Source organism: Glutamicibacter nicotianae (assembly GCF_016907615.1).
Taxonomy (GTDB): Bacteria; Actinomycetota; Actinomycetes; order Actinomycetales; family Micrococcaceae; genus Glutamicibacter; species Glutamicibacter nicotianae.
This window is the reverse complement of sequence record NZ_JAFBCH010000001.1, coordinates 1059189-1071003: the sequence shown is the minus strand read 5'-3', so window position 1 is coordinate 1071003 and position 11815 is coordinate 1059189. Positions and strand designations below refer to the sequence as shown.

9 protein-coding genes are annotated in these 11815 nt (G+C 62.9%); 3 read left to right on the top strand and 6 right to left on the bottom strand.

Going from position 1 to position 11815, the window contains the following annotated elements:
* Positions 1-11: 11 nt before the first annotated feature.
* The 4 genes from JOE62_RS05275 to JOE62_RS05260 all read right to left on the bottom strand — a co-directional run bounded on the left by JOE62_RS05275 (position 12) and on the right by JOE62_RS05260 (position 4314).
* Positions 12-944 (bottom strand): 4-(cytidine 5'-diphospho)-2-C-methyl-D-erythritol kinase, encoded by a 933-nt coding sequence (locus JOE62_RS05275; protein WP_204720920.1) that lies wholly within the window; start codon positions 942-944, stop codon positions 12-14.
* A 2-nt stretch (positions 945-946) separates the two neighbouring features.
* Positions 947-1831, bottom strand: coding sequence for a 16S rRNA (adenine(1518)-N(6)/adenine(1519)-N(6))-dimethyltransferase RsmA (gene rsmA, locus JOE62_RS05270; protein WP_204720918.1), 885 nt, complete (start codon positions 1829-1831; stop codon positions 947-949).
* A gap of 100 nt (positions 1832-1931) precedes the next feature.
* The gene (locus JOE62_RS16480; protein WP_204720916.1) at positions 1932-3098 is read right to left on the bottom strand and encodes a transglycosylase family protein; all 1167 of its coding nucleotides are present in this window, start codon (positions 3096-3098) and stop codon (positions 1932-1934) included.
* A gap of 259 nt (positions 3099-3357) precedes the next feature.
* Positions 3358-4314 (bottom strand): TatD family hydrolase, encoded by a 957-nt coding sequence (locus JOE62_RS05260; protein ID WP_204720914.1) that lies wholly within the window; start codon positions 4312-4314, stop codon positions 3358-3360.
* Between the two features lie 209 nt (positions 4315-4523).
* Here JOE62_RS05260 and JOE62_RS05255 point away from each other — a divergent pair, with 209 nt between their 5' ends.
* From JOE62_RS05255 to JOE62_RS05245, 3 genes are read left to right on the top strand one after another with little or no spacing between them, the layout of a single operon-like run.
* On the top strand, positions 4524-5486 hold the full coding sequence (locus JOE62_RS05255) for an AAA family ATPase (RefSeq protein ID WP_204720912.1): 963 nt from the start codon (positions 4524-4526) through the stop codon (positions 5484-5486).
* 10 nt (positions 5487-5496) lie between these two features.
* A complete protein-coding gene (locus JOE62_RS05250) occupies positions 5497-6813 on the top strand; it encodes a DUF58 domain-containing protein (RefSeq protein WP_204720910.1) in 1317 nt (438 codons plus the stop codon).
* Positions 6813-9239 (top strand): transglutaminase TgpA family protein, encoded by a 2427-nt coding sequence (locus JOE62_RS05245; RefSeq protein ID WP_204720908.1) that lies wholly within the window; start codon positions 6813-6815, stop codon positions 9237-9239. The genes JOE62_RS05250 and JOE62_RS05245 overlap by 1 nt, the downstream gene beginning before the upstream one ends.
* Positions 9240-9307: 68 nt before the next feature.
* On the opposite strand, the gene JOE62_RS05240 is transcribed toward JOE62_RS05245, so the two are convergent.
* Complete coding sequence (locus JOE62_RS05240; protein ID WP_204720906.1) at positions 9308-10795, bottom strand: NAD-dependent succinate-semialdehyde dehydrogenase; 1488 nt, start codon at positions 10793-10795, stop codon at positions 9308-9310.
* Between the two features lie 138 nt (positions 10796-10933).
* Complete coding sequence (gene rsmI, locus JOE62_RS05235) at positions 10934-11794, bottom strand: 16S rRNA (cytidine(1402)-2'-O)-methyltransferase (protein WP_204720904.1); 861 nt, start codon at positions 11792-11794, stop codon at positions 10934-10936.
* Positions 11795-11815 lie beyond the last annotated feature (21 nt).

Sequence of the window (11815 nt, the reverse complement as noted above, 5' to 3'; positions counted from 1 at the left end):
TTTTCGGAGGATTATTCTGCGAGGGTGATGTGCGCTCCGGATGCTGGTGCGGTCACCGGGATGGTAGCCACACCCACTTCGTCGCCCAGCTGGGCCATGACCTCATCAGCATGCTCGACGTCCTTGACCAGCAATGCCAAGGTCGGGCCTGAGCCGGATACCATGGCGCGCAGCGCGCCGGCTCCTTCTGCCATATCGCGCATGGTGCCCAGCTCCGGGGCCAAAGCCAGGGAAGCCTGGGTCAGGTCATTGGCCAGCACCCGGGCCAAGGCTGGCGCGTCCGAGGCCATCAGCGCCTCGATCACCGCAGGATCGATTTCCTGCGGAACTTCGATTTCCATGCCCGCGCGCAAGCGATCGAGCATGCCATAGACGCGCGGAGTCGACAGGCCATAGCTGGCCGGAATCAGCACCCAGTGGGTCTTGGCGCGGGTCAGCAACGGGGCCAGCTTGTCGCCGATGCCCAGTCCAATGGCGGCCCCGCCCATCAAGGCGAAAGGCACGTCGGCACCGAGCCGTGCGCCCAGGCGGCCGAGTTCCTCGCGGTCCAGCCCGGTGCCCCACAATTCGTTGCAGGCCACCAAGGTGGCCGCGGCGTCGGCGGAGCCGCCGCCCATGCCGCCGGCTATGGGAACGCGCTTGGTGATGTGCAGGTCCGCGCCGAGGCTGCAACCGGTGTGCTCGCGCAGCAGCTGGGCCGCCCGGTGCACCAGGTTACCGGCGCCCAATGGGAAATTCTCCGGTTCGGAAACTACCGGGGAATTCGGTTCCAGGCTCAGCTGCAGCTCACCGTCGGTGCGCAGCCTCGCTTCGATCTGCTCGGTCAAGGACACCGCGACGTAGAGGCTGGCCACCTCGTGGTAGCCGTCTTCGCGCGGAGGGCCGACCTTGAAGTAGCAGTTGATCTTGCCCGGTGCGGTTGCAATGACGCGCTGCTTGAACATGCCTAGGCCTCGCTCGCCGGAGCTTCAGCCGGAACATCCTGAGCGGCCCTGGCAATGTCGATGTATTGCTCGATGTCCAGTTTCTCGCCGCGTTCCTTCGGATCGATGCCGGCGGCCACCAGGATCTGTTCTGCGCGCGCACCGGATCCGGCCCAGCCTGACAGGGCCGCGCGCAAGGTCTTGCGGCGCTGGGCGAAAGCCGCATCGATGATGGCGAAGACTTCTTCGCGGTCCGGGGCATCGCTGCGGTCCTTGTCGCGGGTGAAGCCCACCAGGCCGGAATGGATCTTCGGAGCTGGCCAGAAAACATTCATGCCGATCACGCCGGCCTTGCGCATGGTTCCGTACCAGGCGCCCTTCACCGAAGGTACGCCGTAGATCTTGTTGCCTGGGGTGGCGGCCATCCGGTCGGCCACTTCGTCTTGCACCATGACCAGGCCGTTGCGGATGGACGGGAAGTGCTCCAGCAGGTGCAGCACCACTGGGACGGCGACGTTGTAGGGCAGGTTGGCGACCAGCGAGGTGGGTTCGCCGGGAAGTTCGGTGACCTTCATGGCGTCGGAAAGGATCACGGTCAGGTCGTCTTCGCGGCCCGGGCGGAATTCGGCCATGGTCTGCGGGAGGCGCTTGGCCAATGGCGGATCAATTTCCACGGCCACGACCTTGGCGGCGGCGTCCATGATACCCAGGGTCAGGGAGCCCAGGCCCGGGCCTACTTCCAGCACCGTTTCTGAGGGGTCAACTTTGGCGGCGGCGACGATGCGGCGGATGGTGTTCCCATCAATCACAAAGTTCTGCCCCAGCGTCTTGGTAGGGCGGATTCCCAGCTCTTCGGCCAGACGACGGATTTCGGTGGCCCCAAGCAGCGGCAAAGATTCCTTAGACATCACAGATCCAATTCTAGTTCAGCTAGATTCATCCAAACATAACAACGCGACGCGTCCACCGTGATGGTGGACGCGTCGCGTTGCTGCTTGGCTTATGTCTTTAGCGCAGGCCCAGCTTGGCCGAGCATGCTGGCCAGTGGCCCCAGCCACCGGAACGGCGCAGTACCTCAGCCGCGGCGATCTGCTCCTGCGGGGTTGCCTGGTGCGGCAGTGGTGCGTACTGGGTGCCGCCGACTGCACGCCATGAGGAAGCGGAGAACTGCAGGCCGCCGTAGTAGCCGTTGCCGGTGTTGATCGACCAGTTGCCACCGGATTCGCATTTGGCCAGTGCTGCCCAGGTTGCGGAGATGCCGCCCGGGGTTGGCGTGTTCTTGGAGGACGAGGATTCCTTCTTCTCTTCCTTGGTGCCCACGCGGATTTCCTCGGCCACTGGCTTCTTGGTGACCTTGGACTTGAGGACTTCTTCCTCGCCCTTCTTGCCGTTGCGGGTTTCCTGGCGCAGGGTCAGCTGGCGCTCGCCCTTCTTGCCTTCGGTCTTGACCTCGGTGTCGCCCTTGTCCAGCGAGCTGTCCTTGATCTTCTTGGTCTCGAAGTCGATGTCGCGGGTTTCGTCCCAGGTCTTCACGGTGACGTCGATGACCTCGACGGTAATGCCGGCTTCCAGCTTGACGCTGTCCTTGACGTTCTTGTCGGTTTCGTCCTTGATCTTGACGTTGATCTCGTCGTTGCCGTCGACCTCGATCTTTTCCTCGGCAAGCAGTTCCTTGACGGTCGAAGCGGTCGTTGCGACCTTCTTCTTCTTATCCTTGACGACCAGGGTCATTTCCTTGGGCGTGATGACTTCCAGGTCATCGCTCAAGGCGGCCAACTGCATGTCTTCGTCCAGGGATACCTCGGAACCCTTTTCCAGGTCGAGCTGCTCGACAACGTCGGCAACGGTCATGCCGGTGGTGTGCACTACACGCTCGGTGCCATCCACGATGACTTCAATCGACTTGTTGCGCTTGATGTCAACCAGCTGCTGGTCGACAAGTTCGGAATCCAGTGCTGCGGAGATCTCATCGCGCTCAGCCAAGGTGACATCCTGCTGTTCCAGCAGTGCGCCGACGGTTGCGGCACGGGTGGTGATTTCCTGGCGCTGTCCGTCAACCGACATGACAACCGACTTCTGTCCGGAAATGTAGAAAACAGCGCCGGCGATAACCACGGCTACGGCGAGCGCCTGCGCCAGGTATTTCATCCAGGTCTTCTTGAGCAAGTGAGTCACGGTAATGAGATCCCCATCGTTTGTAGGCCCGCTTCCGCCGATTCCGTCCAGAATCATCGGTGGGCCCGGCAGTGTTCGCTGCCTGTCCTTTAATCAAAATTGCGCCGTGTTTCCACCTGCTGCAAAGCGTTGAGGATCAGGCTGTCCCGAACACGCCTTGCCGAAAACAGGCAGGGGCGGTACCGGACATCTCATCCACCGTAACCGAATTGTTACATTTGTGGCAAGTGTCCTGTAACGAGACACACAACCGGCGGGTCTAGAATTCTCCGTACACTTCCCGGGTATTCGCATCGATCAGGGTGCAGAATTCTGCCAGCTCGATTCCCTTGTTTTCCGCCAAGAACCTAGTCGTGTAGGGAATCATGTAAGTGGCGTTCGGGCGGCCGCGGAAGGGGTGCGGGGTCAAGAACGGCGCATCGGTTTCCACGAGCAGCAATTGCGGATCCGCCACCGACAAAGCCTCGCGGAGATCGTGGGAATTCTTGAACGTCACGGTTCCGGAGAACGACATGTACCAGCCGTTGTCGTTGCAGACCCGGGCCAGCTGAGCATCACCCGAGAAGCAATGGAAGACCACTTTCCCAGGCAATGGCGCATCCTTGAGCACCCGCACCACCTCCTCGTGGGCATCACGGTCATGGATCTGCAGCGCCTTGCCCTGCTCCACCGCAATGCGCAGGTGCTCGCGGAAGGAATATTCCTGGGCGCCTCGTCCGTCTTCGCCGGTGCGGAAGTAGTCCAACCCGGTTTCGCCAATGGCACGTACCCGCGAATCCGCGGCGAGCTCCTCGATCCGGGCAATTGCCACTTCCAGCTCTCCGCGCTCGGCCAGGCGCGCGGCATCGTTGGGGTGGATGGCCACCGCGGCCAGGATATTCGGGTACTGGTTGGCGACCTCGACCGCGTACTCGGATGATTCCACGTCGCAGCCGACTTGGATCAGCCCCTTGACACCGACCGAGGCCGCCGCGGCCAGCGCATCGGCAGCCTCGACCTTCACGGTTCCATCCAGGAAATCCAGATGCGTATGGTTATCGACCACGGGCACCGGCAGCGGCTCGGGCGCTGGCGGGTAGTGCAGGTTGCGCTGGCTTCCGCCATTTGCGTTGCCCGTGGCGCGCGCCCGCTCCCCCTGGCCTGCTGCTGTAGCTTGCTCCGCGGGGCGGTAGGCCTCGGGAACCAAGGTGGGATCAGTGTGCTTCTTCTTGGACACGATAATCCTTTGCGCGTGGGTACTGGGATGGAATCTGTGGTTAATTGTGGCACCACTAGGCGCATTGGCAACAATCAGGCGCTCATCCCGCGGCAGTTAGGCTCTGTTACTGGATAAAAGAACCCCATATGATGTGATGCAAGACCCAATTGAATGCATCCCGGGACGGTGGATCTTGTCCCTGGTTCATTCTCCAGGAGGAACTGCGCATGAGTGCTAACCGAACAGTGCCGTCGCTCGATTCGGCATTCCAGTCCAATTGCCAGCGCATTTTCGACGCTGTCCAAAGCGTCATCACCGGAAAGCCCGAGGCTGTGACCAGCGCGTTGACGGTCCTGCTGGCACAGGGCCACCTGTTGCTGGAAGACGTTCCCGGTGTCGGCAAAACCATGCTGGCCAAGTCATTGGCCCGCAGTGTCAACGGTTCGGTGCACCGCATCCAGTTCACCCCGGATCTCTTGCCCAGCGATGTCACCGGCGTCTCGGTGTACTCCCCGCAGACCCACGAATTCACTTTCCATCCCGGGCCGGTCTTCGCCAATATCGTCATCGCCGATGAAATCAACCGCGCGAACGCCAAAACCCAGTCGGCACTGCTCGAATGCATGGAAGAGCAGCAAGTCACCGTCGATTCGATCACCCATCGGCTGGAGCAGCCATTCATGGTCGTGGCCACGCAGAACCCGGTGGAGTCCGAAGGCACTTTCGCTTTGCCCGAGGCCCAGCGCGACCGATTCATGGCACGGCTGTCACTGGGCTACCCGCAACGCGACGCCGAAATCACCATACTGACCGGCCGGCATGAATTCGACCCCTTGGAAGCGCTGCAGGCAGTGGTGCAGCTGGAGGATCTGGGGCACATGATCGAGCAGGTGAAAGCGGTAACGGTCACCGAACGGCTGGGTGCCTACGTGGTGGACCTGGGCCGCGCCACCCGCGAGCATCCGCAGATAGCGCTCGGCGCTTCGCCCCGCGCGCTGATCCAGTGGGTTCGCGCTGCCAAGGCCCACGCAGCGATCCATGGGCGCGACCATGTCTTGCCGGAAGACGTCCGCAGCGTCGCCGAGATGGTGCTGAACCACCGGTTGATCCTGACCCGGCGAGCGGTGGCGGACGGGTTGGGTGCCAGTGCGATAATCCAGGAGCTGGTTGCCAGCACCCCGGTGAACTAGCGCCGCAACCATGGAGAAGATCCCCCGCTATGATTCGCGCGACGCGCTGTCCTGGACGCGCACTGAAAGCGCGGATACTGCATTGCGCCGCTGGCACCTTGACCTGTTCACGGTGCGCGGCTGGTGCACCGCCGGGGCAGGCGGGCTTCTGCTCTTCCTGGCCTATCTGCTAGGCCGGCACGAAATGATGGCCTTGGGCCTGGGCCTTCTGGCCTTGGCTTTGGCCAGCTGGGGTTTGGCCATGCGCCTGCGCGGACGCACCAATATCCACCGCGAGCTGCTCTCGGAGGTTCCCACAGTCGGCGAGGTCAGCAAGTTCCGCTTGTCCTGTGCTGAGCGGTCCACCATCCAGGAGCGATTGCCCGAAGATTTCGGTCCCGGCCCACGGCTCCAAGCTCCGGGATCCATAGAGTACGAATTGGTGTTCCGCACCCGCGGGATCCATCTCATGGGCCCAGCCCAGCAGATCGTCGTTGACCCGCTGGGGCTGATCCAGGGCATGGTGCGCACCGGTGAGTCATTGCAGGTTCCGGTGCGCGCGCAATTGCATGAGCTGGATCGTTTCGCCTCGCTCGGAGAGCGAACGCTCACCGGCGATGCGAAGTTCTCCCGGAGCACCACCGCCGATTACTACGATGTCGCGACCCGCGACTACCAGCAGGGCGACTCCATACGCCAGGTGCATTGGAAGGCCAGCGCCCGCCATGCCAAGCTCATGGTCCGCCAGGAGAACCATGTGGCAACCGCCCAAGCCCTCCTGGTCTTGGATACCTCCTTCGAGCATTGGAACCACAGCGGATCGGATCTGCGGATCTCCCTGCCGCAGGCTCACGCTGAAGCGCTGACCAGCAGCCGCCGCTTTGAAAACGCGTTGTCCTTGGCCAGCAGCATCGGCCTGAGATACGCGACCAGCGGCTACCAGCTCGCCTTCCGCAACCTCGCCGGGACCTCCTTGGCCCAACGGGACCCGCATAGCATCTCCGAGCTTGGCGCACTGAACAGTTTCGAGGATTTCCATGCCGCGACCACGGAGCTGTCCTTGAACAACGGCAGCGTTGAAGCCAACGGTCCCGAGATCCTGGGCAGCACCCTGCACAAGGAGCTGCTGGGATTCCGCGAAGAACCGGTCATCATGATCCTCGGCGAACTCGATGTCCCGCAGGCAGCCTGGCTGGCGACGCTCTCACGCACCGTACGCCATGTTGAGATCTTCCTGCTGGTCAGCCACCCTGAACGCTATCTGGCGATCCAGCATGAACTGGCACGCACCAGCTGGAAGGTGCATATCCTTCCCGGCAATATGGCAATAGACGAGATGTGGGGATGATGAGCGCTGGACTTGCTGTGGCTCCCGGTCAATCCCTGGAGCCCGAAAATCACGTTCCGCGCCCCGGTCCTGCGGCCGCGGTGCGGCTCTTGCTGCTGCGGGTGGCCGCTACCTGCTGCCTTGCAGTCGCAGTCTTGGCCGGGACCGCCTCGCTGTCCGGGGTCATCGAAGGTTCCGGCTGGTTCCCGGCCCTAGTCGTACCGGTCTTCGCCGTGCACCTGTGCGCCGGGCTGCTGCGCGCAGTCCGCGGCGTGCGCTGGGCCGCCCTCCCGGCCGCCGCTGGTATCGCCGTGGCATCCATCGCGCTCAGCCCTGCCAGCCAAATCAACATCTACGGGTTGCCGTTCGCCCAATGGGTCTGGTCTGCGCTGGCTGAAGCGGGCATGCAATTCGCTACGCAGGTTCCTCCGGTAGCCAATTCCCGCTATGTGGCGTTCAGCATCTTGTGCTTTACCCTGGCTATCAGCCTGCTCGTCGAGCTGCTGGCCAGCTTCCGGCGCACCGCCATGCTGATCATCATGCCCTTGTCCCTGGCACCTGTCATTGCCTCGCTGTTCAAGCAGGAAGGTGCGGGAATCGGCTATCTCTCGCTGCTGGTGCTGGGAGTTCTCGGCTACATAGCGCTGATTCCCTATCTTTTCGCCCCTGCATCGTCCAAGCACTCCCAGCCGAAGCTCCCCGCGCCCAGGTCGCTAGGCATTCTCGGCATCAGCGCGATGACCTGTGTCGGTGTGCTCTTGGCAGCCAGCTTCTGGATGCCTGGTTTCCGCAGCGGCATGTTCCCCGAGGGGCAACGGCCATCCGGCGACCTGCTGGCCAGCAATATCGATCCGCTGATCAACCTCGGAAGAGACCTCCGCTCTAACAGCGGAGCTCCCATCCTGGACTACTACACCACCGCTGAGGAAGCACCCTACCTGCGCACGCAAGTGATCAAGGATCTTTCCACGGACCGCTGGGAACCAACTGAGGGCCTGATGCAGCACACGCTTGATGGCACGTCAGCGGTGACACGGAATTTCAGCACGTTCAACAGCACCAGCGAAGTACTGCGCATGAGTTGGCCCGAAGGCATCAGCAGCCCCGTGCTCCCCCTGCCCAACCAGTCCTATTTCGTGCAGGGCATCGTCGGAGACTGGAACTGGACCTACGAAACCTCGGTGGCCAGGCTCACTGGCGACGCCATGGCAGCCACCAACGACATTTCAGTGGCCTACTCGGATCTGGACATCAGCACGCAAATGGTCCGCAATATCGGGCACTTCGGAATTGATGCCGGGGACCAGCTGGCCGGTGAATACCTGCGTCTTCCGCAAGATCCGGACAACACCCTGGAACCGCTGTTGCAGCAAACCCTCGATGAGGCCTTCGGCGACGAGGGGAAGCCGGCAAATGACATCGATGCCGCTGTGGCCTTGCAGCATTTCTTCCGTTCCGGGAATTTCGTGTATTCCGAACGCACTCCCCTGCGCGAAGGCTACGACGGGGCCAATCGCCGCGTCGTTGAAGCGTTCCTGACCCGGCGCCAGGGGTACTGCGTGCACTTCGCCTCGGCCATGGCCCTGCTGGCCCGTGAAGCCGGCATCCCATCGCGTATTGCCGTGGGGTACGCACCGGGCGAAGCCAACGGGGAAACCCTCGAAATCACCGCGGACACAGCCCAGAGCACGCCGGAACGCCGTCTGGCAGAAGGTACCGAGCTCACCGGCTACACCGTCAGCGGAAAGCAGTCCCACGCATGGCCAGAACTGTATCTGAACGGGCTGGGCTGGATTCCCTTCGAACCCACACCTGGGCGCGGCTATGCCCCGAGCTACGCGCCGGAACCAACGCGCACCGCGGCACCGCAGGAAAGCACGGCACCGGATGTCCCCACCGAGCGCAGCAACCCTAGCCTGCCTGCCAATGACAGCCCTTCCGCCCAGGCGCAGCCCGCAGAGCCCGTGGAACAAGGCGCGCAGGCTGCGTGGCTGGTGCCGGCCATCGTGCTGCTGGCCGCCGTGGCGCTGGGGATCGCCCCGTGGCGCCGCCATCGCCTCCGCGAAGAAAGGCTGGGACGCGTGCGCCAAGGCGGGGATGACGCCGCTCCAGCGCTGCTGGCCGAGCTGCAGGCCATCGGGGCCGATTACCGGGAACCAGCCGGCAACCACGAGTCAGCCGGCGACTACACCACCCGGCTGGGCGAAGACCACCCCCAGATCGCCAAGGAATTGCAGTCCTTGAAAACTGTCATCCAGGAAAGCTTCTACGCCAACCGGCATCTGGGCGCTGATGATGCCGCCTCGTTGCTGGATGCCTTGCATGCGGTCCAAGCCAATTTGCGTGGCGAGCTGACGGTGTTGCAGCGAATCTCGGCGTTCTTGTTCCCTGCTTCGGTGCACCCGCGTCATGCCCGCACGCGCAGCTCCCGTCGAATCCAGCTGTAGCACCCGGGACTTAACGGCCAAAGCCCAACCGGAACGTTCCGGTTGGGCTTTGGCAGGAGCTGGAGAATCTACTTCTTGGCTGCGTATGGATCGGCAATGCCGATGTACTGCACGGTGGTGTATTCCTCCAGGCCTTCGGCGCCGCCTTCGCGGCCCAGGCCCGACTGCTTCACGCCGCCGAATGGCGCCGCGGCGTTGGAGATCACGCCAGCATTGAACCCGACCAGGCCGAATTCGATCTGCTCGGAAACGCGGAACATGCGGTTCAGGTCCTGCGAGTAGATATAGGAAGCCAAACCGTATTCGGTGGAGTTGGCCAGCTTGATTGCCTGGGCCTCGTCCTGGAAGGTGGTCACTGGCGCCACTGGGCCGAAGATTTCCTGGGTCAGGATCTTGGCGTCGTTGGCGACATTGGCCAGCACGGTTGGCTGGTAGAAGTAGCCCGGGCCCTCAACTGGGGCACCGCCGGTGACGGCGGTCGCGCCGGCGGCCACGGCGTCCTCGACCAGCGAGTGGACCTCGTCGCGGGCCTTTTCCTCGACCAGCGGGCCTACGGTGGTGTCGGCTTCGGTGCCGCGTCCTGGCTTCAGCGCCTTCATCGCCGCGGCGAACTTTGCGGTGAATTCCTCGGCAACATCCTCGTGGACCAGGAAGCGGTTGGCTGCGGTGCAGGCTTCGCCCATGTTGCGCATCTTGGCGGCCATGGCACCCTCGACAGCGGCATCCAGATCGGCATCCTCGAAGACGATGAATGGAGCGTTGCCGCCCAGTTCCATTGAGGTGCGCAGGACCTTGTCAGCCGCGTCCTTCATCAGCTGCTTGCCCACTGGGGTGGAGCCGGTGAAGGATACCTTGCGCAGGCGGTCATCGGCCATCAGCGGGCCGGAGATCTTCGAGGCCGAGGCGCCGGAAACCACGTTCAGCACGCCTGCTGGAAGTCCTGCTTCCATCATGGTGGCAGCGAACAGCTGGGAGGTCAGCGGGGTCAGCTTGGCTGGCTTGAGCACCATGGTGCAGCCTGCTGCTACTGCCGGTCCGACCTTGCGAGTAGCCATGGCCAGCGGGAAGTTCCATGGGGTGATCAGCAGGCAGGGGCCAACCGGCTTGTGCTGGACCAGAACCTTGTTCTTGCCCTCTGGGGTGGTGATGTAGCGGCCGTAGTGGCGTACGGTTTCCTCGGAGAACCAGCGCAGGAATTCGGCACCGTAGGTCACTTCGCCGTAGGCCTCGGCCAGCGGCTTGCCCATTTCCAGGCTCATCAGCAGCGCGAAGTCGTCCTTGCGCTCGGTGACCAGGTCGAAAGCGCGGCGCAGGATCTCTGCACGTTCGCGTGGTGCGGTCAGCGCCCATTCGGCCTGAACAGCGTCGGCCGCATCCAGGGCTGCCATGGCGTCTTCGCTCGTAGCACTGGCCAGGGTCAGCAGCTTCTCGCCGGTAGCCGGGTCAAGCACGTCGAAGGTGCCGCCGTCGGAGGCATCTCTCCATTCGCCATTGATCAACAGGCCGGTTGGAACCTTGGCGAGCAGCTCTGCTTCGCGCTGGGCAGTAATCGACATACGAGCATCTCCTGATAGAAAATAATGAAAACTGATCGTCTTTGATGTCTACGCTATTCCCGGCAGATGGCAGCTGTAAATCTCCGTCTGCACCATGGAAGCGAGCATTCATTGTGCATTTAGCCTATGCGGTCACGGCTATTTTTCCGCTTCGTGACGTGCTGCCAGGACCGCCTCGTAGAGCTCGCGTTTCTTCACGCCGGATTTTTCTGCCACTTCGGCCACGGCCTGCTTCATCCGCATGCCTTCGTCAACCAGTGCTGCAACCTTGGGCAGCAGGTCCTCGATGGAGGCGGCCTCGGCTTCCGGGGCTCCGTGGATGACCACGACAATTTCTCCGCGGACGCCGTCTTCCGCCCAGGCGCGCAGTCCCGCCAGCGAATCCCGGCGGACTTCCTCGAACTTCTTGGTCAGCTCGCGGGCCACGGCCGCCTGGCGGTCCGGTCCGAAGGCTTCGATGGCTGCGTCAAGGAAATCGTTCAGCCGGTGCGGAGCTTCGAAGAACACCATGGTGCGGTCCTCGGCGAGCAGGGAATCCAAGCGCTTGCGGCGTTCGCCTGCCTTGCGCGGCAGAAAGCCTTCGAAGGTGAAGCGGCCGGTGGGCAATCCGGACAGGGCCAGCGCGGTGAGCACCGCCGAAGGCCCCGGTACCGCGGTGACCCGGATGCCAGCGCTCAGGGCGGCTGCCACCAATGGGTACCCGGGATCCGATACCGCCGGCATGCCGGCGTCGGAAACCACCAGCACGGTGGCGCCCTCGGTGGCCAGGTCGATCACCTCGGACAGCTTGTGCGCCTCGTTGTGCTCATGCAGGCTCATCACCTTCGCGGTGATCTTGATGCCCAAGGCATGGGCGAGGTGGTGGAAGTTTCTGGTGTCCTCGGCGGCGATGATATCGGCGCTGGCCATGATCTCCCGCAGACGCGGGGAAGCATCGGACAAGTTGCCAATCGGGGTGGCGCCCAGGACGATTACGCCCTCATTATCTGAGTTCTGCACATTCTTAACCCTACGCGACGC